The organism is Acidovorax sp. GW460-11-11-14-LB4 (assembly GCF_059423685.1).
Map to the genome: position 1 here is coordinate 103,303 of NZ_JBWKYJ010000004.1, position 23,069 is coordinate 126,371.

25 protein-coding genes are annotated in these 23,069 nt (G+C 65.2%); 20 read left to right on the plus strand and 5 right to left on the minus strand.

Annotated features, from left to right (window positions below):
* The 3 genes from AC07X4_RS03565 to AC07X4_RS03575 form a co-directional block, all read right to left on the minus strand.
* Entirely contained in the window at positions 1–804 is an 804-nt protein-coding gene (locus AC07X4_RS03565; RefSeq protein ID WP_056744255.1) for a sulfite exporter TauE/SafE family protein, read from the minus strand.
* A gap of 136 nt (positions 805–940) precedes the next feature.
* A complete protein-coding gene (gene mnmC / locus AC07X4_RS03570; protein WP_494739253.1) occupies positions 941–2,902 on the minus strand; it encodes a bifunctional tRNA (5-methylaminomethyl-2-thiouridine)(34)-methyltransferase MnmC2/FAD-dependent 5-carboxymethylaminomethyl-2-thiouridine(34) oxidoreductase MnmC1 in 1,962 nt (653 codons plus the stop codon).
* A 287-nt stretch (positions 2,903–3,189) separates the two neighbouring features.
* A complete protein-coding gene (locus AC07X4_RS03575) occupies positions 3,190–3,462 on the minus strand; it encodes an oxidative damage protection protein (protein WP_010461281.1) in 273 nt (90 codons plus the stop codon).
* Between the two features lie 159 nt (positions 3,463–3,621).
* Between AC07X4_RS03575 and AC07X4_RS03580 the strand changes: the two genes are divergently transcribed.
* The 16 genes from AC07X4_RS03580 to AC07X4_RS03655 all read left to right on the plus strand — a co-directional run bounded on the left by AC07X4_RS03580 (position 3,622) and on the right by AC07X4_RS03655 (position 16,383).
* Positions 3,622–4,644, plus strand: a complete 1,023-nt coding sequence (locus tag AC07X4_RS03580) for a sulfate ABC transporter substrate-binding protein (RefSeq protein ID WP_056067453.1) — start codon at positions 3,622–3,624, stop codon at positions 4,642–4,644.
* Positions 4,645–4,821: 177 nt separating this feature from the next.
* Positions 4,822–5,412 (plus strand): NADPH-dependent FMN reductase, encoded by a 591-nt coding sequence (ssuE, locus tag AC07X4_RS03585; RefSeq protein WP_494739254.1) that lies wholly within the window; start codon positions 4,822–4,824, stop codon positions 5,410–5,412.
* Positions 5,413–5,549: 137 nt separating this feature from the next.
* Positions 5,550–5,726, plus strand: a complete 177-nt coding sequence (locus AC07X4_RS03590; RefSeq protein WP_156379578.1) for a hypothetical protein — start codon at positions 5,550–5,552, stop codon at positions 5,724–5,726.
* A 58-nt stretch (positions 5,727–5,784) separates the two neighbouring features.
* On the plus strand, positions 5,785–6,756 hold the full coding sequence (locus tag AC07X4_RS03595; RefSeq protein ID WP_116749593.1) for a sulfonate ABC transporter substrate-binding protein: 972 nt from the start codon (positions 5,785–5,787) through the stop codon (positions 6,754–6,756).
* Between the two features lie 41 nt (positions 6,757–6,797).
* Positions 6,798–6,938: a hypothetical protein gene (locus AC07X4_RS03600; protein WP_165836556.1), complete on the plus strand. Its 141-nt coding sequence runs from the start codon at positions 6,798–6,800 to the stop codon at positions 6,936–6,938.
* A gap of 46 nt (positions 6,939–6,984) precedes the next feature.
* Positions 6,985–8,148 carry an FMNH2-dependent alkanesulfonate monooxygenase gene (ssuD, locus tag AC07X4_RS03605; protein WP_099729974.1) on the plus strand — a complete coding sequence of 388 codons (1,164 nt, stop codon included), beginning with the start codon at positions 6,985–6,987 and terminating at the stop codon, positions 8,146–8,148.
* A gap of 23 nt (positions 8,149–8,171) precedes the next feature.
* Positions 8,172–8,546 (plus strand): VOC family protein, encoded by a 375-nt coding sequence (locus AC07X4_RS03610; protein WP_056744268.1) that lies wholly within the window; start codon positions 8,172–8,174, stop codon positions 8,544–8,546.
* Positions 8,543–9,409 carry an aliphatic sulfonate ABC transporter permease SsuC gene (ssuC, locus tag AC07X4_RS03615; RefSeq protein ID WP_056067463.1) on the plus strand — a complete coding sequence of 289 codons (867 nt, stop codon included), beginning with the start codon at positions 8,543–8,545 and terminating at the stop codon, positions 9,407–9,409. The genes AC07X4_RS03610 and ssuC overlap by 4 nt, the downstream gene beginning before the upstream one ends.
* A gap of 48 nt (positions 9,410–9,457) precedes the next feature.
* Complete coding sequence (locus AC07X4_RS03620; protein WP_494739255.1) at positions 9,458–10,420, plus strand: aliphatic sulfonate ABC transporter substrate-binding protein; 963 nt, start codon at positions 9,458–9,460, stop codon at positions 10,418–10,420.
* A 4-nt stretch (positions 10,421–10,424) separates the two neighbouring features.
* Positions 10,425–11,234 (plus strand): ATP-binding cassette domain-containing protein, encoded by an 810-nt coding sequence (locus AC07X4_RS03625; protein WP_056067467.1) that lies wholly within the window; start codon positions 10,425–10,427, stop codon positions 11,232–11,234.
* 60 nt (positions 11,235–11,294) lie between these two features.
* Positions 11,295–11,510, plus strand: coding sequence for a TOBE domain-containing protein (locus AC07X4_RS03630; RefSeq protein ID WP_015013774.1), 216 nt, complete (start codon positions 11,295–11,297; stop codon positions 11,508–11,510).
* 342 nt (positions 11,511–11,852) lie between these two features.
* On the plus strand, positions 11,853–12,461 hold the full coding sequence (locus AC07X4_RS03635) for a TetR/AcrR family transcriptional regulator (protein ID WP_494739277.1): 609 nt from the start codon (positions 11,853–11,855) through the stop codon (positions 12,459–12,461).
* Positions 12,462–12,666: 205 nt separating this feature from the next.
* Positions 12,667–13,668 carry an NADP-dependent oxidoreductase gene (locus AC07X4_RS03640; protein ID WP_494739256.1) on the plus strand — a complete coding sequence of 334 codons (1,002 nt, stop codon included), beginning with the start codon at positions 12,667–12,669 and terminating at the stop codon, positions 13,666–13,668.
* 131 nt (positions 13,669–13,799) lie between these two features.
* A complete protein-coding gene (locus tag AC07X4_RS03645; RefSeq protein ID WP_494739257.1) occupies positions 13,800–14,507 on the plus strand; it encodes an SDR family oxidoreductase in 708 nt (235 codons plus the stop codon).
* 391 nt (positions 14,508–14,898) lie between these two features.
* On the plus strand, positions 14,899–15,303 hold the full coding sequence (locus AC07X4_RS03650) for a GreA/GreB family elongation factor (protein ID WP_099729981.1): 405 nt from the start codon (positions 14,899–14,901) through the stop codon (positions 15,301–15,303).
* 123 nt (positions 15,304–15,426) lie between these two features.
* Entirely contained in the window at positions 15,427–16,383 is a 957-nt protein-coding gene (locus tag AC07X4_RS03655; protein WP_494739258.1) for a universal stress protein, read from the plus strand.
* A 56-nt stretch (positions 16,384–16,439) separates the two neighbouring features.
* Here AC07X4_RS03655 and AC07X4_RS03660 read toward each other — a convergent pair whose 3' ends face one another.
* Positions 16,440–17,804: an LLM class flavin-dependent oxidoreductase gene (locus AC07X4_RS03660; RefSeq protein ID WP_108497575.1), complete on the minus strand. Its 1,365-nt coding sequence runs from the start codon at positions 17,802–17,804 to the stop codon at positions 16,440–16,442.
* Positions 17,805–17,944: 140 nt separating this feature from the next.
* Positions 17,945–18,802 (minus strand): TauD/TfdA dioxygenase family protein, encoded by an 858-nt coding sequence (locus tag AC07X4_RS03665; protein ID WP_108497574.1) that lies wholly within the window; start codon positions 18,800–18,802, stop codon positions 17,945–17,947.
* A gap of 279 nt (positions 18,803–19,081) precedes the next feature.
* Between AC07X4_RS03665 and AC07X4_RS03670 the strand changes: the two genes are divergently transcribed.
* The 4 genes from AC07X4_RS03670 (at position 19,082) to AC07X4_RS03685 (ending at position 23,052) form a co-directional block, all read left to right on the plus strand.
* Entirely contained in the window at positions 19,082–20,188 is a 1,107-nt protein-coding gene (locus AC07X4_RS03670; protein WP_494739259.1) for an ABC transporter substrate-binding protein, read from the plus strand.
* 289 nt (positions 20,189–20,477) lie between these two features.
* A complete protein-coding gene (locus AC07X4_RS03675) occupies positions 20,478–21,350 on the plus strand; it encodes an ABC transporter permease (protein WP_494739260.1) in 873 nt (290 codons plus the stop codon).
* 13 nt (positions 21,351–21,363) lie between these two features.
* A complete protein-coding gene (locus AC07X4_RS03680) occupies positions 21,364–22,167 on the plus strand; it encodes an ABC transporter permease (RefSeq protein WP_494739261.1) in 804 nt (267 codons plus the stop codon).
* 51 nt (positions 22,168–22,218) lie between these two features.
* The gene (locus AC07X4_RS03685; RefSeq protein ID WP_116749602.1) at positions 22,219–23,052 is read left to right on the plus strand and encodes an ABC transporter ATP-binding protein; all 834 of its coding nucleotides are present in this window, start codon (positions 22,219–22,221) and stop codon (positions 23,050–23,052) included.
* The last annotated feature ends 17 nt before the right edge of the window (positions 23,053–23,069 follow it).

The window sequence follows — 23,069 nt, forward strand, 5'->3', positions numbered from 1 at the left end:
TCAGATCAGAATCAGTTTGAAGCCTGCCCAGGCCAGCAGAATGGACAAGGCGGAGCGAATCAGGCGCTCAGGGGTACGGGCGACGAGGCGAGAGCCCAGCCAGATGCCCGGCAGCGAGCCAGCCAGCAATTGTGCAAGCAAAGGCCAATCCACCGAGCCCAGGGATGCATGACCCAACCCTGCCACCAAGGTCAAAGGCACGGCGTAGGCAATGTCGGCACCGATGATGCGCGGCAGCGGCAGCATGGGGTAGACCAGCAGCAGCACCGTGACGCCGATGGCGCCCGCGCCCACCGAGGTAAAGGTCACCAGCGTGCCGATCACGGCGCCCAGCAGCACAGGCAGGCTCCAGTGGCGGGGGCGGGTGGGGTCTCCGGTGTGGCTTTTGCGGGCAGCGGCTTCGGCTGCCTGGCGCTGGGCAGAAAACGCCACCACCTTGTAAAGCGTGGCCGCCGCCGTGAGCAGCAGGGCAAAGCCCAGCGTGGTGGTCATGATGGCCTGCGCCGTGCCGCTGGCGGGCCCCAGGACTTTCAGCGCCCACAGCGCCAGCAGCGCCGCCGGAATGCTGCCGGCGCACAACTGGCCCACCACTTTCCAGGGCACCAGCCGTTGGCGGGCCAGGCTCACGGTGCCGCCCATTTTGGTGAAAGCCGCGAACAGCAGGTCGGTGCCGACCGCCATGTGGGGCTTGATGCCGAAGAAGAAGATCAGGATCGGCGTCATGAGCGAGCCGCCGCCCACACCGGTCAGGCCAACGATGAGCCCGACGGCAAAGCCCGCAAAAACAAACGCCAATTCATGCATGGCGGCGAATGTAGAGGGGCTTCTTATGGATGCAAACTATTGTTTTGCTCTGCCAATATGCTTTTTTGTTTATAAGCAAGGTTTGGCGCGGGCTGGCGGGGTGGCGGCCGCTGGCCACCCACTTGCCGAGAGGGTGTTACGGCAGGCGCTCGGTGCCCAGCGCCTTGGCCAGCCGCGCATCCAGCGGCAGCGGCTCGCCCTGCAGCCGGGCGGCCAGCAGTTCGCCGCACAACAGCGCCAGTGTCAACCCCCGTGCGCCCATGGCCGTGCTGGCCCACAGGCCCGGCAGGTGGGCCGCGTCCACCGGGCCCACGAGAGGCAGCCGATCGGGCGCGGTGCAGCGCACGGCGGCCCAGGTGCGCAGAGCCGGGGACTCGCCCGGGGCGGGCTGAGGCGCTGACACGGCCAGCGCCTGGGTGAACAAAGGCTCCAGCTGGGGCGCGATGCCGGGCAGCAGGCCCTGCAGCTTGGCCCAGTTGGTGGCATGGGCGGTGTGGATGTCGGCTGTGCTGGGCGGCAGGGCCTGCACATCGCGTTCGAACGTCGAGCCCATCACCCAGCCTTGATCGCCATCGGCTTGATCGCCCAGCGGGAACCGGGGCACCAGGTTGCCATTGCCGTTGGCTGGGAACGGAATCGATGGTCGCAGCGGCGTTGCCGTGTCGGCATGTTGGCCCCACGACACCTGCCCGCGCACCGGCTGCAGGGGCCAGCGATGGTTCAGCAGCGCCGCGCTGCCGGCGCCTGCGGCAATGACCACGGTGGGCGCCTCGGCCAGCAATTGGCCGTGGGTGTCGATCATTTGCCAGGTGGCGATGGCCGGACTGTGTGTCGTGGCGGGTGTCTCCACGCGCCGCAGCTGGGCCACCGCGCAATTCCCCCGCCATTGAATGCCGGGTTGGCCCAGCAAGGCCCTGGCCAGGCGCGCCGGGCGCACCCAGCCCGCCTGGTGGTGCCAGCAGGCAGTCGCGTCAGGCGGCAACTGAGCGGCGGCCAGGGCAGCAGATGGCGCAGGCTCGCTCCAGGCGGCGCCCGGCCCTTGGGGCCATTCGGGCGACAGACCTGGGCTGCCGTCGGTGCGGTGCTCCAGCACGCCGCAATGCGCCCAGTCCACCCCCTCGTTCAGCAACCAGCGGGCCTGCTCCAGCGTGGAGCGGATGCCGCTGCGCGACAGGCGCGACAGCACACTGTCGTCGGGCGACACGTGGGGCGCAAACACGCCAGCGGGCAGGGCTGAGGCGCCCGCAGCGGGCTCGGGGGCCTGGTCCAGCACCGTGACCAGCCAGCCGCGCCGGGCCAGGCTGGCGGCGGCGGCGGCACCTGCAATGCCGCCTCCGATCACGATGCAGGGGCCGGGCAGAGAGGGCTCCGGTGTCGCCCCGGGCTGGCGCGGGGTGCGGGGCTCCCAGCGCGGGTTGAAGGTGGCACGCAGGTTGTCGCGCTTGGGCGGCACGCCGGGCACGCGGGTCACTTCAAAGCCGCATTGCGCCAGGGCATCGCGCACGGCGCGTGCGATGGTCCAGGTGGCGAGCTGTGTACCGCGACGGCAAGAGCGCGCCACGGCCTTCAGAGTGTGCAGGTCCCAGCTTTCGGGGTTGCGCTGGGGGCTGAAGCCGTCGAGGTAGATGGAGTCCACCGTCAGGTTCTGCTGGCGCAGCATGGCCTGGGTGTCGCCCACATACAGGGTGAGCAGCACCCGGCCTTCATCAAAACGCAGGCGGTGCACGCCCGGCAGCAGGCCCCACCACTGGCGTTGCAATGCCTCAGCCAGCGGCGCCAGCTCAGGGTGGACCGAGGTGGCACGCAGCAGATCGGCTGCACTCACAGGCCAGGCTTCGGTCGATACGAAGTGCAGCAGCGTGGGGCGCTTCGGGTCGGCGCGCCAGGCGGCCCAGGTCACCAGGAAATTCAGGCCAAAGCCAAACCCGGTTTCCAGAATGCGCCACTGCGGCTGCCCCGCCCAGGCCTCGGGCAGGCCACAGCCGTGCAAAAACACGCGGCGGGCCTGGGTGAGGCCGCCGTTTTCGCTGTGGTAGCGGTCGCCGAAGCGGGGGCTGTAGGGGGTGCCATCCGGCAGCCACTCGATGGGTTCAGTCATGTGGACGGCAAAAGGCCGGCTTGGCGCCGGCCTGTTGGAAAGGGAAGGCGGTTTTTACCGCGAACCGCTCCACGGTGCGTTGCGTTGCGTCACGTGCCGGGCGGGACATATCCCGCCGCAGCGTCAGCACCGCTGCCAAAAAAGTGGTTTTAGCGAAACCATTTCTCGCAGTGCTTCACTACGTTATGCACTGGGCGGGACGTATCCCGCTGCGGCGTCTGCGCCGCCGCCGAAGAAATGGTTTTGGCGAAACCACTTTTTGCAGCGCTGCACTTCGCGTCGCTCCGTTACGCGCTGGGCGGGACGTAGCCCGCCGCGGCGTCTGCGCCGCCACCAAAAAAGTGGTTTTCCATCTGGCGTGCCAGGTACTGGCGGGCGCGCGCATCGGCCAGGTTCAGGCGGTTTTCATTGACCAGCATGGTCTGGTGCTTGAGCCAGCCGGCCCAGGCTTCCTTGCTCACGCTTTCCCAGATGCGTTTGCCCAGTTCGCCGGGGTAGGGGGGGAAGTCGAGGCCTTCGGCTTCCTTGCCGAGCTTGATGCATTGAACGGTGCGTGCCATGGGATGTCCTTGGTGTGGGGCGAGCGAAAAAAAGCTTCGCTCAGATGATTTGGATATTAAGAACTGAAATCTCAGTAGTTCCAGTTTTGAAGAGGGCCTTCCAGAATGCGTTCCATCGGTGATTTGCACCGCAACACATTCACAAAAAGAGGCCCTTCCATGAACTTTCGCCGCGACTTTATCAAGTTTCCCTTCGCCGCTGCCCTGGTCAGCAGTTTGGCCCTGACGGCATTGCCGTCGTTTGCACAGTCTGTGACGCTGCTCAATGTGTCGTACGACCCGACCCGCGAGCTGTACGTGGAGTTCAACCAGGCCTTCGCCAAGCACTGGAAGGCCAAGACCGGCCAGGACGTGACCATCAAGCAAAGCCACGGCGGCTCGGGCAAGCAGGCGCGCTCCATCATCGACGGGCTGGACGCCGACGTGGCCACCCTGGCGCTGGCGGGCGACACCGATGCGCTGCACACCAACGGAGGCTGGATCCCGAAAGACTGGCAAAAGCGCCTGCCGCACAACAGCTCGCCCTACACCTCCACCATCGTGCTGGTGGTGCGCCAGGGCAACCCCAAGGGCATCAAGGACTGGGACGACCTGGTGCGCCCCGATGTGAAAGTGATCACGCCCAACCCCAAGACCTCGGGCGGCGCCCGCTGGAACTACCTGGCAGCGTGGGAATTTGCCAAGCGCAAGTACGGTGGCGACGCCAAGGCCAAGGACTTCGTGGCCAAGCTGTACGGCAACGTGCCCGTGCTCGACACCGGCGCACGTGGCTCCACCATCACGTTTGCGCAGCGCAACCAGGGCGACGTGCTGATTGCGTGGGAGAACGAGGCCTACCTGCTCGAAAAGGAATTCGGCACCAAGTTTGACGTGATCGCGCCGTCCATCTCCATCCTGGCCGAGCCCGCCGTGTCGGTGGTGGACAAGAACGTGGACAAGAAGGGCACGCGTGCCGTGGCTGAGGCCTATCTGCAATACCTGTACACCGAAGAAGGCCAGGACATTGCGGGCAAACATTTTTACCGCCCCGCAGTCTCTGACAAGGCCAAGGCCAAGTACGCCAAGCAGTTCCCCAAGCTGAACCTGTTCACCATCAATGACGCGTTCGGTGGCTGGGACAAGGCTGCCAAGGACCACTTTGCGGACAACGCGAGTTTCGATCAGATCTACACGCGCAAGTAAGCAGGCCCAACCGCCCCGAAGGTGGCTGGGGCGATGCTCCAGCCTCCATGGAAGAACCCTGGCCCCAACGGGCCGGGCGGGGCGTTGTTTGTCCTTTTTATAAGAAAAACAAGCTCAAGCGCTAGTCCATTATGCGCTGGTAGCTATCAAAACAGTAGTAACAAAGGAACCAACACCATGTCCGCCTTGCTCATCGCTGGCAGCCCTTCAGAGCGCTCCCGCTCCGCCGCCTTGCTCGACGCCGTGGCCCAGCGCCTGTCGGTGCGCGGCGTGCTGGTGGATCGCGTCCATATCCGCGACCTGTCGCCCCAGGCGCTGTTGCTGGCCGATTTTGGCCATCCCACCGTGGTGAAGGCGATTGACCAAGTGGCAGATGCCAGCGTGCTGGTGGTGGCTACGCCTGTCTACAAGGCGGCGTACAGCGGCGTGCTCAAGGTGTTTCTGGATTTGTTGCCGCAGACAGCACTCAAGGGCAAGACCGTGCTGCCCCTGGCCACGGGCGGCAGCCCGCACCACATGCTGGCGCTGGACTACGCGCTGCGCCCCGTGCTGCAGTCGCTGGGTGCCAAGAGCATCCTGCCCGGCATCTACGCCACCGACGCCCAGGTCACGCTGACGCCCGAGGGCACCTACCACTTGCAGGCCGACATTGCCGCCCGGCTGGATGACGCGGTGAACGTGCTGGTCACCGAAACCCTTCGCCCATCGCCCGCCCAGGCCACACGGTTCGCGCCCGTGCATTTCTCGCAAGTGCGATGTAGCGTCTGACGGACCACGCGCCTGCGGCCCTGGCCGCAGGTGCCCACGCTCCGCCCGCCTTCCTCCTTTCCATTGTTTTCCTGGTTATGCCCGCTGAGCGCAGGCAGGGTGGGCTGTTGCCTGCTTGTACAAAAAAGGTGCTGTTCATGTCCGGTGACGCAATCCCTCTGTCCGCACAGCCACAGGCTCCATCGGTCCTTGAAGACCGACCCCTGGGTTTGCGCGACGCCCTGCGCTGGCTGGGTGTTGCCTTGCTGGTGGTGGCTTCGCTCGTGGTCATCGGTGCCTTCTTGCTCATGCCGGTAGTGCCTGTCGCGGGCTGAACTCCCACAGTTTTGGCCTCTTTTTGCCGCCCCATTTTTCTAGAAACAAACCATCACTATGACGACACATTTCTCTCTTCATCGCCGCCAGGCGCTGCTCACCGGTCTGGCCGCCGCCGCTCTCGGCGTCACGGGGGCCCCGGCCCTTGCACAAACGACTGCGCCCGGCCGCGTGCTGCGCGTGGGCCACCAAAAAGGCTGGCTTTCCATCCTCAAGGGCCGTGGCACGCTCGAAAAGCGACTGGCCCCGCTGGGCGTGAAGGTCACCTGGACCGAGTTCAACGCCGGCCCTGTGCAGCTGGAAGCGCTCAACGTCGGCTCCATCGACTTTGGCGACGTGGGCGAAGCCCCGCCCATCTTCGCCCAGGCCGCTGGCGCGCCGCTGGTCTACGCTGGCGCCACGGTGCCGCGCCCCGCGCTGGAGGCCGTGATCGTGCCCAAGGACTCCCCGATCCGCAGCGTGGCCGACCTCAAGGGCAAGCGCGTGGCCTACAACAAGGGCTCCAACGTGCAGTATTTCCTGGTCAAGCTGCTGGAGAAGAACGGCCTGAAATACGGCGACGTGCAGTCTGTCTTCCTGGCCCCAGCCGACGCGCGCGCCGCGTTTGAAAAGGGCGCAGTCGATGCCTGGATCATCTGGGACCCGTTCCTCGCTGCCGCCCAGAAGACGCTGGACGCCCGCCTGCTGGCGGACGCCACAGGTGTGGTCAACAACCGCGCCTATTACTTCACCTCGCGCGACTTCGCGACCAAGAACACCGATGTGTTGCGCATTGCGATCGAAGAGGTCAATGCGATTGACACCTGGGCGTCCAAGAACAAGGCGGCTGCAGCCGCAGAGCTCTCTGCCGTTCTGGGGCTGGACAAGTCCATCACCGAGCTGTACCTGAACCGCGCGCAGTTCGGCACCGCCCCGGTCACGCGCGAGATCCTGGCCGAGCAGCAAGGCATTGCCGACACCTTCTTCGACCTGAAGCTGATCCCCAAAAAGCTCAACCTGCTGCACGCCGCGCCGGTCGATCTGCTGTAACCCCACCACCCAGACCACAAACACGTTCCAAGGAGCTTGCCATGCCTGCGCCCATGCCTTTCCCGTTGCACGCCCAGCTGCGACGCGTTCTGTGCGTCACGGCCACCGCCTGGGGGCTGAACGGTCAGCAGCGGCGCGCGGTCTTGCGCCCGCCCCAGTTCGGCTTTGCCATCTCCTACTGATTTCGTTCGGACCTCGTTGAGATCCCGTTTTGAAAAGACCTGTCCCATGCAAATCTTCTGGTTCATTCCCACCCACGGCGACAGCCGCTACCTTGGCACTGCCAAAGGCGCACGCCAGCTCAGCCATGACTACCTCCAGCAGGTGGCGGTTGCCGCCGACAGCTTGGGCTACGAGGGCGTTCTGATCCCCACCGGCCGCTCCTGCGAAGACCCGTGGGTGGTTGCGTCCAGCCTGCTTGCCGTGACCAAGAAGCTCAAGTTCCTGGTGGCTGTGCGCCCCGGCCTGCACCAGCCCGCACTGGCTGCACGCATGGCGGCCACGTTCGACCGGCTTTCGGGCGGGCGACTGCTCATCAACCTGGTGACCGGGGGCGATCAGGCCGAGCTGGAGGGCGACGGCGTGTTTCTGGACCACGCCACGCGCTACGAGCAGTCGGCCGAGTTCATCCGCATCTGGCGCGAAATCCTCACGCGCAGCCACCAGGGCGAAAGCCTCGACTACGAGGGCAAGCACCTCACGGTGAAGGGCGCAAAGCTGCTGTTTCCGCCCTTGCAGCAGCCGCACCCACCGGTGTACTTCGGTGGGTCGTCCGACGCCGCCCACGACCTGGCGGCCGAGCAGGTGGAGACCTACCTGACCTGGGGTGAACCCCCCGCCGAAGTGGCCAAGAAGGTGGCCGACGTGCGCGCCCGCGCTGCAAAGCGGGGCCGCACGGTCAAGTTTGGCATCCGCCTGCACGTCATCGTGCGCGAAACCGAAGACCAGGCCTGGGCCGCTGCAGAAGAACTCATCAGCCATGTGGACGACGTGACCGTGGCGCGTGCCCAGGCGGTGTTCTCACGCATGGATTCCGAAGGCCAGCGCCGCATGGCACAGCTGCATGCGGGTGGCGTCAAGCGCAGCCGCGCCGACCTGGAGATCAGCCCCAACCTGTGGGCTGGTGTGGGCCTGGTGCGTGGTGGTGCGGGCACGGCGCTGGTGGGTGACCCGGAAACGGTGGCGGCGCGCATCGAGGAATACGCGGCGCTGGGGCTGGACACCTTTGTGCTCTCGGGCTACCCGCACCTGGAAGAGGCTTACCGGTTTGCCGAGCTGGTGTTCCCGTTGCTGCCCGTGGGTGTGCGCGAGAAGCTCTCTGGCGGCAACCCGCTGGGGCCGTTTGGCGAGACCGTGGCCAATGACTTTGTGCCCCGTGCGTCGCAAAGCTGAATCGGCACCGCAGGAGATATGCCATGAGCATCCAGTCCATCAACCACGTGCAACTGGCCTTCCCGGCTGGGGCCGAGGCGCCCATCCGGCGCTTTTACGCCAGCCTGCTGGGTCTGCCGGAGGTGCGCCTGCAGGCCGGTAACACGCTGCGGTTTGCCGCGGGCACTCAGCGCATCGATCTGGTGCCTACCGAGCACTGGCAACCGGCGCCTGCGGTGTCGCACCTGGCCTTTGAGGTGCAGGACCTGCCCGCGCTGCGCCACCGCCTGCTGCAGGCCGAGCTGCCGCTGGTGGAAAACCGCGCGCTGCCCGGCTACCTGCGCTTTTACGTCAAGGACCCGGCGGGTAACCAGCTGGAGTTCCTGGAGCCCGATAACGAACAGGACATCACACCATGACACAGACCACCCGAGAGCTGCAGATATCGCCTGTGGCGGACTCCGTCGATCTCCCGCTCGAAGGGCCTTTGCTCCCAGCGTCGCTGGTCCGCTTTGTGGCCAACGTGGCGCAGCGTCTGCTGCCCTGGGCCGTGCCTGTAGGGCTCATCGTGTTGTGGCAGATCGCCTCTTCTTCGGGCTGGCTGTCCACCCGCGTGTTGCCTGCACCGCTGGAAGTGGTGAAGGCAGCCTGGACGTTGACCCTGTCCGGCGAGCTGTGGACCCACGTCAAGGTCAGCGCAGGCCGGGCGCTGGCGGGTCTGGCCATCGGGGGCGGGCTGGGATTGCTGCTGGGTCTGCTCACCGGCTCGGTCAAGCTGTTCGAGACGCTGCTCGACTCCACCATCCAGATGGTGCGCAACATCCCTGCGCTGGCGCTGATTCCGCTGGTGATCCTGTGGTTCGGTATCGACGAGTCGGCCAAGCTGTTCCTCATCAGCGTGTCGGTGTTCTTCCCGATCTATCTCAACACCTTCCACGGCATCCGCAATGTGGACCCGGGCTTGATTGAGATGGGCCGCACCTACGGCCTCGGGCGCTGGCAGCTGTACCGCCAGATCATTCTGCCCGGCGCCTTGTCGAGCATCCTGGTGGGACTGCGCTTCTCGCTCGGCCTGATGTGGGTGATCCTCATCGTGGCAGAGACCATTTCGGCGCAGGCGGGTATTGGCTACCTCACGATGAATGCGCGTGAGTTCCTGCAGACCGACATCGTGCTCGTGGGCATCCTGCTGTACGCGTTGCTGGGCAAGCTGGCTGACGTGTTTGCCAAGGGGCTGGAGCGCTACTGGTTGCGCTGGCACCCGGGCTACCAGACGGCTTGAGCTGCGGGGCGCTGACTCCGACATTCCTACAACGCATTCATCACGACCATGACCCTTCCTTTCCTGATTCATCGGCGCGCCGTGCTCGGTGCCCTTGCGGCCCTGTCCAGTGGCCTGGCTGCGGCGCAAGGCAAGCCCGAGACCTTGCGCATTGGTTTGCAGAAATCATCCACACTCACCACCATCCTGCGAACACGGGGCACGCTGGAGCAATTGCTGGCACCGCTGAACGTCAAGGTCTCGTGGCACGAGTTCACCAGTGGCCTGCCGTTGCTCGAAGCCCTGAACCTGGGCAACATCGATGTCAGTGCCGACGTGGCTGACACCGTGCCCGTCTTCGCCCAGGCAGCCGGCGCCAACCTCACCTTCGTGGCGCAGGAATCGCCATCGCCCGCCGCCCAGGCCATCGTGGTGCGTGCCGATTCGCCCATCAAGACCGTGGCCGACCTCAAGGGCAAGAAGATCGGTTTTGCCAAGGCGGCGGGCGTGCACTTCTTGCTGATTGCAGCGCTGGAGAAGTCCGGCCTGACGTTCAAGGACATCGAGCCCGCCTACCTCACGCCGGCCGACGGCCGTGCAGCCTTTGAGCGTGGCGCCATTGACGCCTGGGTGGTGTGGGACCCGTTCCTGGCCGCCGTGCAAAAGCAGTCGGCGGTACGGGTGCTGGCCGACGGGCGTGAGCTGGCGTCTTACCAGCGCTATTACCTGGCCGGGACTCCCTATGCCAAGGCCCGACCCGATGTACTCGGTGTGTTCTTCCACGAGCTGCAGAAGGCCGGTGCCTGGGTCAAGCAAAGTCCCAAGGACGCAGCCGCGCTGCTGGCACCTGTGTGGGGGCTGGATGCGGGCGTGATCGAGCTGGCCAATAGCCGCCGCAGCTATGAGGTGCGCGCCGTGGTGCCCACAGCCCTAGCGGAGCAACAGCGCATTGCGGATGCCTTTTTGGCCGAGAAGCTGCTGCCCAGGCGCGTGAATGCCCTCGATGTGCCTCTTTTCAAACCCGGAGCCTGATGCCATGAGCCAGAACGATCCCAACACAGCGCAGGGCGTGCGCCTGGAAGTGCGCAGTGTGGACAAGCGCTACGGCACGCGCGATGTCCTCAAGAAGACCGAACTCACGATTGAACCCGGCCAGTTCGTTGCGATTGTGGGTCGCAGTGGCTGCGGCAAGAGCACGCTGCTGCGTCTGGTGGCGGGCCTGGAGTCAGTCTCTGGCGGTGCGATCCGCCTGGACGGCCGGGACATCACCGGCCTGAGCGGTGACACCCGCATCATGTTCCAGGACTCGCGCCTTTTGCCCTGGAAGCGTGTGGCTGACAACGTGGCCCTGGGCCTGCCTCCCGAGCGGCGCGGCGCTGCGGCCGATGTGCTGGCGCGCGTGGGCCTGGGCGACCGGCTGGGCGAATGGCCGGCACGCCTGTCGGGCGGCCAGCGCCAGCGCGTGGCCCTGGCGCGTGCGCTGGTGCACAACCCGCGCCTGCTGCTGCTGGACGAACCCCTTGGTGCGCTCGACGCACTGACCCGCATCGAGATGCACCGCCTCATTGAAGGCCTGTGGCGCACCAGCGGCTTTACGGCATTGCTGGTCACCCACGACGTGCAAGAGGCCGTGGCCCTGGCCGACCGCGTGATCCTGATCGAAGACGGCCAGATCGCGCTGGACCAGCGCATCGACCTGCCACGCCCCCGTTCGCACGGTGACGCCGCGTTTGCTGCCATCGAAAAACGCATCCTGGACCGGGTGCTGCAAAAGCCTGATGGCGACCCCGCACACGAGGCGCCATGGCCAGGTGTGCCAGCGCATGGCCTGCGCTGGGCGGTGTGATTTTTCTGTTTCTCTCACCCACTGTTTTCATTTTTCAACGGACTATTCAAGGAGAACCCCATGTCCATTCAAGCCATCAACGTACGCAACCAGTTCAAGGGCAAAGTGCGCGAGATCATTCGCGGCGATGTCGTCTCCGAGGTCGATGTCGAAACCCCCTGGGGCATCGTCACCTCCGTCATCACCACCCGTTCGGTGGACGACCTGGGCCTGGTCGTGGGTTCCGATGTGGTCGCACTGGTCAAGTCCACGGAGGTGTCCATCGCCAAGCTGTGATGGAGCACGGCGCGCAGCCATTGTTGGTGTTGCGGCTGAATCGCGCGCAAAGCGGGCGGTTGAAGCGACCTGCTGCGTGCGGGGGCCTGCGGTGCTTTGGACGAAGACTGCGACGGGCGAATAGCTCGCTTGGAAACGGTCGCATCGCAGGAGGGGAGGGCTGGGGGCTCATCAAGACAGCCGCAGCCCGCCTTCTTTTTGACCATCCACCACGTGCCTGTTGATGGCGCTGCTCGTATTCCAGGCCCCACAGGGGCCTGTTTTTTTTGGGGGGGGACGATGCACGGGCGTGTGTGTAACCCCGTGGACGAAGCGCCGTTGCACTGGATGGTGAATTTATGTATGATAAACGTCATGCGAAATAGACAGCCCAATGCCCGAGCCGCCGCCAAAGAAGCGACCCATGAGCGCATCGTTTCGGTGGCGGCGCGGGCGATCCGTCGCCAGGGCTACCATGGCACCGGGGTTGCGGACATCATGAAGGAAGCAGGCCTGACGCATGGCGCTTTCTATGCGCACTTCGAGTCTCGCGAGGCCATGCTGGCCGAAGCGGCAACACAGGCGTGCGCTCAGTCTGTGGCGACGGTGGCGGGCGCTGTGGCGGGGGAGCCCGCCTCGCAGGCGATGGCAACCGTGCTCAAGGCCTACCTTTCGCGTGATCATGTCGAGAGCATCGAAACGGGTTGCCCTCTGGCCGCGTTGGGCTCCGAAACCTCGCGCCAGTCCCCTGAGGTGCGGCGCGTCTCCACCCGGCACATCAAGGAAATGGTCGATCTGATTGCGCGCCAGTCACCCCAGTGGGGCCAGCCAGAAACGCATGAGCAAGCGCTTGTCACCTTGTCCACCATGGTGGGAGCGCTCGTGCTTGCCCGTGCTGTGGACGACGCCGCGCTGTCCGACAGCCTGCGCGAAGCCGCGCTCAAGTACCTGTTGCCGGCGGAAACGGCATAACGCGGATTCACACCCAGCCTCTTCTTGATCGTGCGATGGCACGCATTTTTTTATCATTACATATGATGTTTATCATGCGAAATAACGGCCCAACCCCTGAACAGCATCTGGTGCGTCATGGAGGGACGGCTTTTTTGGTGGAGCCTCGCCAGTCCGCGTGGCATTGCTGTGCAGCCATGCAATCCCTTGCAGCAAAGGAAACCCCATGAAAGCGTTTGTTCTGGATCGCTATGCCAAAAAGGGCGTACTCCGGCCTGCCGATGTTCCTGCCCCCTCCCTGCGCGACGATGAGGTGCTGGTGGAGGTCCATGCAGCGGGCGTCAACCCGCTCGACGCCAAGATCCGAGATGGTGAGTTCAAGCTCCTGCTGCCTTACAAGATGCCGCTCATCCTCGGGCACGATGTGGCGGGCGTGGTGGTGCGGGTAGGGCCGCGCGTGCGGCAGTTCAAGCCGGGGGACGAGGTCTATGCCCGGGCGGACGACTTTCACATCGGCAGCTTTGCGGAGCTGATTGCGGTCAAGGAATCTTCGCTGGCCTTCAAGCCCCGCAGCCTGACCATGGAAGAGGCAGCGTCGATCCCGCTGGTGGGCTTGACGGCATGGCAGGCGCTGGTGGAGAAGGCCCAGGTCAGCAAAGGGCAGAAGGTTTTCATCCAGGCGGGGTCGGGGGGGCTGGGCAGCATCGCCATCCAGCTGGCCAAGCACTTGGGCGCCACCGTGGCTACCACCGCCGGCGCGGGCAGTGCCGCACTGGTTCAAAGCCTGGGCGCGGACGTTGTCATCGACTACCGCCAGCAAGATTTTGAAAACGTGCTGCGCAACTATGACGTGGTGCTGCACAGCCAGGACAGCAAGGCACTGGCCAAGTCCCTGCGCGTGCTCAAGCGCGGAGGCCAACTTGTCTCTGTCTCGGGCCCGCCCGATCTCGCATTCGGCGAAACCCTTCATGCGTCGGGTTTCTTGCGGATGGTGTTCCGGCTGTTGAGCGCCGGTACCCGGCGCCGTGCCCAAGTGCTGGGCATTGGCTACTCGTTCCTGTTCATGCGTGCACAGGGCAGCCAGCTGCAGGAGATCACGCGTCTGGTGGATGCAGGGGCTATCCGCCCGGTGATCGACAAGGTGTTTTCCTTCGACGCAACCAACGAAGCCATCGCCTACGTGGAAACCGGCCGTGCCAAGGGCAAGGTCGTCGTCAAGGTGCGCTGAGCTGCTCGCTTACTGCTGCCTCGCACCCGTCTCGCGTCCGTCTCGCACCTATCGAGCCCTCACTCCATATCCATCCTTTGCACAGCCCGTGCATATCCCTGTTCAGTCCCACCCCAACCCTGGAGATTCCCATGAAGATCGAAAACGCTGTTGTCCTCGTCACCGGTGCCAATCGCGGCATTGGCCTGGCCTTTGTTCGCGAGCTGCTCGCACGCGGTGCGCGCAAGGTCTACGCCGCCGCGCGCGAGCCGTCCACCATCGTCCCGCAACCCGGCGTGCAGGCTTTGCGCCTGGACGTCAACAACCCCGAAGAGGTGGCGGCCGCCGCCGCGCAGGCGTCTGACGTGAGTTTGGTGATCAACAACGCGGGCATCGCCCAGCCCGGCGGGTTTCTGGCGGCCGACAGCGAAGAGGTCATGCGCCGCATCTTTGAGACCAATGTCTTTGGCGTGCTGCGTGTCAGCAAAGCCTTTGCCCCGGTCCTGCAGTCCAACGGAGGCGGGACGCTGCTCAACGTGCTGTCTGTGGCGTCGTGGGTGAATGGCGGCGAGCTGGCTGCATACTCGGCCAGCAAGTCTGCGGCCTGGTCGCTCACCAATGCACTGCGCCACGAACTGGCCGCGCAAAACACGCAGGTCCTGGGCCTGCACATGGCGTATGTGGATACCGACCTGACGCGCGGCTTTGACGTGCCCAAGACCAGCCCGGTTCAGATCGTTCGGCGCGCGCTGGATGGCCTGGAAGCAGGCGCGGACGAGGTGCTGGCCGATGAGCTCACACAGCATGTCAAGCTCGCGATGACAGCCACGCGACCCAGCTACCTGCCGCAAGTGGCCTGAGTACGCCGTGCAGGGGCCACCCAGCTGGCGTGACGCTCTGGGTGGCCCCTGGTGGCGACAAAGATCGGCCACCCAGCCGCCGGGTATCTGGCAAGAACCCTGGGGCTATTGCCCCCAGAACCGTCCGTGTTGCCTACACTCGGGCCCATGACGACCCTTCTGGTTTGCCCTTTTGCCGCCCTGGCTGTGCTGCCCTGCGCAGCGGCCTGCGCGCGAGCGGTGGCCAAGAAGAACGCGCGTCGTCAGCTGACGCCAGCACATTCCTGAGCCCGGCGGCACCCTCTCTCCTCATCCCCTTGTAGCGCAACCATCCACCGCCGGGCACCAGCCAAGCGCGGTAGCGGCCGTCTTGTCCCCACGGGGCACCGCCGCATTCGATGGAGTGCTTTGTATGCATGCAGTTGTGACCCCTGGCGAGCGCACGCTCACCGACCTGGACTATTCGCGCCTGACCAAGCTGGTCGGCAACCGGCCAGCCCCCTTGCTGGACGACCTGCTGGCCAACGCCGATATCACCAGCCCGCGCACCGTGCGGGCCGACGTGGTCACCATGAATTCACGCGTGGAGCTGGTGGACCAGCACACCCACCGGCGCCAGGTGCTGACCCTGTGCTACCCGCAGGACGCCGAGCCTGCGGCGGGCTTCATCTCGGTGCTGTCGCCGGTCGGCATCAGCCTGCTGGGCTTGCGGGCCGGGGACGTGGCCCGTTGGCAAACGCCCCATGGCGAAGAGTGCTCCGCCACCATCGAAAGCATCCAGTACCAGCCCGAGGCCACAGGCGACTACCTCACCTAGTCGCCTTTGCACGCCGGCCCGCTGCGGGCCGTACCACCAGATCACTTCTAACCAGACCGGCGCCAATCGCACTGGCAGCCGTTGGAGGCGTGCGCGTTGTTCACCACAGAAGGACGAACCCCCATGACCCCTCGTTCTATCCTTGCCGTCACCGACTTTTCTGAACAGGGAGGGCACGCGCTGGCGCGTGCGGCGCTGCTGGGCGCAGAGCATCGGGCTGCGTTGCAGCTGGTGTATCTCTCCCAACCCGGCGAAGTGCCGCCACCCGACGTGGCCGTGCGACTGTTGCACCATGCGCTGCAGATTCGGCAGCGCCACCAGATTCCTGTTGATGCCGGAACACGCATGGATTGCACGGTGGCGGATATCGCCCGCGCGGCAGCGGGTCACGACCTGGTGGTGTGGGGCATGGCCCCGCAGCGCGGGTTGCGTGCCTGGTTCGGCGCGCACCCTGCGATCCAGTTGCTCCTTGCCTGCCAGCGCCCCGTGATCGTGGTGCGTAGCGCAGCGGCACAACCCTACCAGAGCCTGGTGGTGGCGGTGGACTTTTCTCAGGCTTCGCATCGCCTGGTGGAGCTGGGCCTGGCGCTCCACCCCCGCACACGTGTGGAACTGTTCCATGCCGTCAGCACTGCCAATGAGGGCAAGCTGCGTTATGCCGAAGTGTCGGAACGCGCCATCCAGATCTACCGCGAGCAGTGCAGGCGCCATGCGCAGGACCGCATGTTCACGCTGACCGACTCGTACGATGCGCGGCGCAACCGGCTTTCATCCTCCATCGGCCGGGGCGACCCGGCGCGGCAGGTGCTGGTGGCGCAGCAAGGGGCCGGGGCCGACCTGATCGTGGTGGGCAAGCATCCCGCGTCCCGGTGGGCAGACTGGCTGTTCGAGAGCGTTGCGCAACGCATCCTGCGTGAAGCCCACACGGACGTGCTGGTGGTACCGCACGGCTTTCAGTCCGCATCCCGGGGGGCCGCCCTGAAACGCCTGGCGACCGATCTGCCCGTGCGCCGTGTCAAGGCAGGCCAGCCCCGCCTGCCGAGCCATCCCAACCCTGCGGCGCTGCAGGGTGGCACATGACGAAGGAGTCCTGCGGACAGCCCCGCCGAGGTCATTGGGATCGCCATGCATGAGGCCTAGGCCGCCTTCGCGAGCAGCGTTGTGTACCGGCTCGCGGGCCGTGCCAGGCCCAGGTTTTCCCGCAGGGTGGTGCCTTCGTAGGCCGTGCGAAACAGGCCGCGCCGCTGCAGTTCAGGCACCACCAGGTCCACAAACTCGTTGAGTGATTGGGGCAACACAGGCGGCATCACGTTGAAGCCGTCCGCCGCCCCGTTCTCAAACCATTCCTGCATGCGGTCGGCAATGGTCTCGGGTGTACCGATCACCACCCAGTGGCCGCGTGCACCGGCGAGGTATTCGTACAGCTGACGCACGGTGTATTTCTCTCGCCGGGCCAGCTCCAGCACCACGTGGGCGCGGCTGTTGATGCCCTTGGGTGGCTCGGGGATGTACGGCGGCGGGGCATCCAGGTTCCACTTCGACAGGTCTTCGCCAGGCCAGAAGGGCGTCAGCGTGGCCAGGCCCACGCTGGGGTGGATCAGCGCCTGCAGCTCGGCCCACTTGGCCTGGGCTTCTGCCTCGGTGCGGCCAATCACGGGGGAGATGCCGGGAAGCACCAGCAGTTCTTCAGGACTGCGGCCGTACTTGGCCATGCGACCCTTCACATCCTTGTAGAAGGCCTGGGCCTCGGCCAGGCTGGTCCAGGCGGTGAAGATGGCTTCGGCCGTCGCGGCGGCCAGTTCCTTGCCGTCCTCCGAGGAGCCGGCTTGCACAATCACTGGGTGGCCTTGCACCGAGCGCTCGATGTTGAGCGGCCCTTGCACCTTGAGGTGTTTGCCCACGTGGTTGAGTGCGTGCAGCTTGTCGGGGTCAAAGTAGATGCCGCTTGCCTGGTCGCGCACCAGGGCGTCGTCGTCAAAGCTGTCCCACAGCCCCTTGACCACGTCCACAAATTCGTGGGCGCGCTCGTACCGCGTGGCAGGGTCCGGGTGCGTGTCCAGGCCAAAGTTGCCGTGCACGTTTTCGGCGCTGGTGGTCACCACGTTCCAGGCGGCCCGGCCCTTGCTGATGTGGTCCAGCGACGCAAACTTGCGCGCCAGCAGGTAGGGGTCTTCGTAGGTGGTGGAGGCTGTGGCCACAAAGCCGATGTGCTTGGTGACGACCGACAGCGCTGCCCACAGCGTCACGGGCTCGAAGTGCGAGATGCGTCCCTGGCGGCTGAAGGACTCTCGGTCGCCCTTGTGCCACACGCCGGGGCTGTCGGCCACGAACACCTGGTCAAACAGGCCACGTTCGGCTGTTTTGGCGACCTCGATGTAGTGATCGATGTTGACGCCCGAATCGACCTGTGAGCCCGGATGGCGCCAGGCGGCTACGTGGTGGCCCGTGGCCATGATGAAAGCGCCGAGGCGCAGTTTTCTGGATGTGTCGGGTTGGGTCATGTGAGATTCCAAAACTTGTGGAGATGGCTCGCGGCCTTCGACACTGGCGCGGCCCAGGCCAGTGCACCCGTGGAGCCGGCTTTGCCGGGCCAGGGGGGCGTCTCCCCAAGGGGGATGGCGCCGAAGGCGACTCAGGGGGGCTACTCGGTAATAGTGATGCGATGCAGCTTGCGGTGCTGCGGAAAGAAGTCGCCCACTGCGTAGTGCTGGGTGGAGCGGTTGTCCCACACGGCCAGCGTGCCCGGCGCCCAGCGCAGGCGGGCCTGGAACTCGGCCACCTGTGGCAGGGCAAACAGCTGGGTCAGCAGCGCATCGCTGTGCGTGCGGTGCAGGCCCTTGATGTGGCTGGTGAAGGTGGGGTTCACGTACAGGATCTTCTTGCCCGTGACGGGGTGCACGCGCACCACGGGGTGCTCCACGGGCGGGTACTTGGCGCGGGCGGCCTTCAGTTCTTCGCCGCTGGCGTCCTTGCGCAGCAGGTACTCCGTCCAGCCGCTGATCTCCCAGGTGTGCACGGCCGTGAGCGTTTCCAGGTAAGCCTGGAAGGCAGGCGGCAGACTGGCGTACGCGGCCGTGAGGCTGGCCCACAGCGTGTCGCCGCCGCTGGCCGGGATCACCTGTGCATAGAGGCTGGTGCCCAGCGGCGGTTGCTCGCGCCAGGTGATGTCCGCATGCCATTGGTTGGACGCCTTGGGGCGCTCGGCCGTGCTCTCCACGATCTCGATCTCAGGGTGGCTCTCCAGCCGGGGGAAGAACGCCTTCACCTCGGCCACATTGCCAAAGCTGCGGGTGAAGTCCACCTGCTGCTGCGGCGTGATGTGCTGGTCGCGGAAGAACAGCACCTCGTGCACGGCCAGTGCCTGGCGCAGCTCGGCCTGCGTGGCGGCGTCCAGGGGCTGGCGCAGGTCCAGCTCGTGGATGACGGCCCCGATGGTGGGGGTGTAGGGCTCTACCGCAAAGCGGGTGAACGTGGGGTGCAAATCGTTGATCTTTGACATGGCGCTGCTTTCTGAAACGGTGGGGTGATGAAAGAGAACTCCCACACGATTGGGACAGCGCGCAGTGCGCGCATCAACGAAGCAGTTCGCATATGCATAGTCGGAAAACTGCGCCTTGCACTGGCGCGCGTGGGCCTGCCATCCGCAAATTTGGATATCTGTTTTTGGTCGTTGGCCCACGCGCAGGGCCTGCCTAGAGTGATCGGCGACGTGTGCAGCACATTGCGCACGCACACCGGAACGACAACAGGCAAAACAACAGGCACGAAGGGTCAACAGATGAAAAAAACGCAATGGAAAACAGCGCTCTGGGCGGCTGCCACGACAGCCAGCGCAGCGGTGGCCCTGGGCCTGTGGGCGGGTAGCGCAGCCGCACAGGCGCAAGATCCCCTGAAGGTGATCCGCATCGGCATCGCCACCGGCGGTGTGGGCAGCGACCCGGTGCGCCATGGTGGCACCTCGGCCGCGCTGGCCTACACCGATGGCGGGCTGGAAGAAGAGTTCAAGAAGGACGGCGTGAAGGTGCAATGGACCTTCTTCAAGGGCGCAGGCCCGGCCGTCAATGAGGCACTGGTCAACAAGCAACTGGACTTTGCGTGGCAGGGCGACCTGCCCTCTATCGTGCACCGGGCCAGTGACGTGAAGACCAAGATCATTCTGGGCAGTGGCGTGCGCGGCGGGCTCTACCTGGCGGTGCCGCCCGACTCCAACATCCGCCGCCTGGAAGACCTCAAGGGCCGCAAGGTGGCCGTGTTCAAGGGCACCAACCTGCATCTGGCAGCCGTGCGCGCGCTGGCCGACAAGGGTCTGAGCGAGCGCGATGTGAAACTGCTCAATCTGGATTTGCCCAGCGCTGAGGCGGCGTTGATCAGCAAGGACATCGACGCCGCCTTTGGCTATGTGGGTTTTTTCAAGCTGCGTGACCAGGGCCTGGCCAAGGTGGTGTGGTCGGCTGCAGAAGATTCCTACAAGTACACCCGCCAGACGGCGTTGCTGGTGACCGACGACTTCGCCGCCCGCCACCCCAAGGCGGTGGAGCGCGTGGTTAAGACGGTGGTGCTGTACGCCCATAAATATTCCGACGAAAACCGCCGTGCCGAACTGTTTGCGCAGTGGGGCAAGGCCGAGTACGCCGAGAAGGTGTGGCGCGAAGACTTTATTGGCCAGCCGCTGCGCGTGCGCCTGTCGCCACTGCTCGACCCATTTCTGGTGGCGCGCTACAAGGACGCGGCCGACGAGGCCCACAAGCTCAAACTCATCCGCAAGAAGCCAGAGATCGATAGCTGGTTTGACCGCCGCTATCTGAACGCTGCACTCAAGGAGCTGAAGCTGGAGAGCTGCTGGCCCGTGTATGGCGCCAACGGGGATCTGGTCGCCGCCCCTTGATCCAGGTCTCCAATCCAAACCACGGTGTCCAAGCCCGGAAAAGCCGCTCACCACCGCTCGTTGCAACCCGCCCGTACCTTGTGCGCGGCGGGTTTTTTGTGCCTGCGCCGAGGCAACCTCATAACGCAAGCGTCGCTGCTCATGCCGCAAACATCTTTGTCATTGCATATGAGTATTAACCATTTATTTTTATAACAAACGTCTTTTACATTTCTTTTGGTTGTTATCGATGGCGCTGCGCTCACCCCAGGTGGTAGCAGCTCCACCACCCACGAAGGAAATGCAAAAGATGGCGATACCCGCACTGAACGCGGCCGGGCCAGGCAGCCCCGCGAGCCCGCTGGACGCGCTGCCGGATGCTCCCACACGCCGCCCCCCAGCGGCAAGGCAAAACGCCGCCTGGACTTGGGCAAGGCGTTCGCTTTGGGCCTGGCCCTTTCCGCTGGCCGTGCTGGCGCTGTGGCAGCTCTCCGCCCTGTGGGGCTGGGTGCCCGAGCAGGTGCTGCCCCCGCCCGCCGCCGTGTTCAAGGTGTTTGGCGAGCTGCTGGCCAGCGGAGAGTTGTGGGACCACCTGCGCATCAGCATGGTCCGCGTGTTTGCGGGCTTTGGCATCGGCTTGTCGCTGGGCCTGGTGCTGGGTGGTGCCATGGGCCTGTCGCCGACATTCCGTGACTATTTCTTCCCATTGTTCAAGGCCTTCAGCCAGGTGCCGGTGATCGGCTGGCTGCCGCTGCTGATCCTGGTGGTGGGCATTGACGAGGGGCTCAAGTTTCTGCTGATCGCCAAGGCGGCCCTGGTGCCCGTGGCCATCAACACCTGCCAGGGCATTCAGAACGTGCCCAACCGGCTGGTGGAGGTGGCGCGTGTGTATGGCTTCACCCGCTGGCAGATGCTGCGCAAGGTGGTGTTTCCGGCGGCTACGGCGCCCATCTGGAACGGCGTGCGCTATGGCCTCACGCATGCCTGGCTGGCGCTGGTGGTGGTGGAGCTGCTGGCGTCATCGGAGGGCATTGGGTTCCTCATCGTCTATGGCCGCCAGCTCTTTCAGCTGGACGTGGTGCTGGCCGCCGTGCTGGCCGTGGGCATCGTGGGGTTTGTGATCGACAAGCTGCTCGCCGTGTCCGAGGCCTGGCTGCTGCGCTGGCGCAAGCCGGGTTTGTGAACGGGGTGTGCCAATGTCTTCTGTGAACGTGCAACGCAAGGTGTTCCACAAAGTGCCCGCACGCCTGCGGGGCTGGGTGCTGCCCGTGCTGATCCTGGCGGTGTGGTGGGCGGTGGTGGCTTCGGGGGCGTCCGATTCGCCCCTGCTGGTATCGCCATTGGCCGTATGGCAGCGCGGTGTGGGCCAGGTTGTCAGCGGCGAACTGTGGGTGGCCTTGTCGGCCAGCCTGTGGCGCATGGCCTGGGGGTTCGGCATTGGCTCCGGCATCGGGCTGGCGGTGGGTGCGCTGCTGGGCTGGTCGCGCTGGGCCGAGCGGCTGGTGGGGCCCACGTTCCACACGCTCAAGCAGATCTCGCTGTTTGCGTGGATTCCGATGCTGTCGATGTGGTTTGGCCTGGGCGATACCGCCAAGGTAGCGTTTGTGGCCATGGCGGCGTTCTTTCCGGTGGTGCTCAACACGCTGGAGGGCCTGCGCAGCGTGCCGCGTGAGTACCTGGAGGTGGCCCGCGTGTACGAGTTCAGCGTGTGGCAAACGCTGCGCCGTGTGGTGGCGCCTGCCGCCGCGCCCTCACTGTTTACCGGCATCCAGCTCTCGCTCATCTACAGCTGGCTGGCCACGCTGGGGGCCGAATACCTGCTGGCCTCGGGCAAGGGCATTGGCAACACGCTGATCGACGGGCGCGAGCATTTCTGGATGGACCTGGTGCTGTTTGGCGTGGTGGTGGTGGGCCTGGTGGGCTTTGTACTGAACGCGCTGCTGGCCGCACTGGAAAAGCGCCTGCTGGCCTGGCGTGATCGCACGATCGCCAGGTACTGATGCCGCTGACGCATCGCATACGCATACGCATACGAACACAAGGAAATCAACATGGCACACGCCGGTACCCTGGCCATTCGCGGCCTGAACAAGCAGTACGAGGTCAAGGGCGAAGCCCTGCCCGTGCTGCAGGACATCCACCTCACCATCGAGCCCGGCGAGTTCGTAAGCATCGTGGGCTCGAGCGGCTGCGGCAAGTCCACGCTGCTGCGGCTGGTGATTGGCCTGGAGGGCGATTACCAGGGCGAGATCCTGCTCAACGGCCAGCGCATTGTGGGCACCAGCCTCAACCGGGGGATCGTGTTCCAGGAGCACCGCTTGTTCCCCTGGCTCACGGTCGAGAAGAACGTGGCGCTGGGCCTGCTCAACTCCAGCCTGACCGAAGGCCAGCAGCGCGCCACCGTGCGCGAGCACATTGCGCTGGTGGGCCTGCAAGGTTTTGAGACTGCCTATCCGCACCAGCTCTCTGGCGGCATGTCGCAGCGCGTGGCCATTGCGCGGGCGCTGGTCAACCGGCCCGACATCCTGCTGCTGGACGAACCCTTTGGCGCACTCGACGCCATGACCCGTGCCCACCTGCAGCAGGAGCTGCACCGCATCTGGCAGCAGGAGGGCATCACCATGATCCTGGTGACCCATGACGTGGAAGAGGCCGTGTACCTGGGCGACCGCGTGGTCGTGATGGAGCCGCGCCCCGGCCGCATCCGCCGCACGGTTCCGGTGGGGCTGCCCCATCCGCGCGAGCGCACCTCTCACGCGTTCACCGCCATCAAGGACAGCGTGCTGCGCGAGTTCTCCGGCCACCCGGCGGCCGACCTGGCCGAGCCGCCGCTCAAGCGCGGCGAGCAGCTGGCGCCTGCCGCGCAGTGGCAATTTGCTGTTTGATTGTTTGTTCCCCTTTT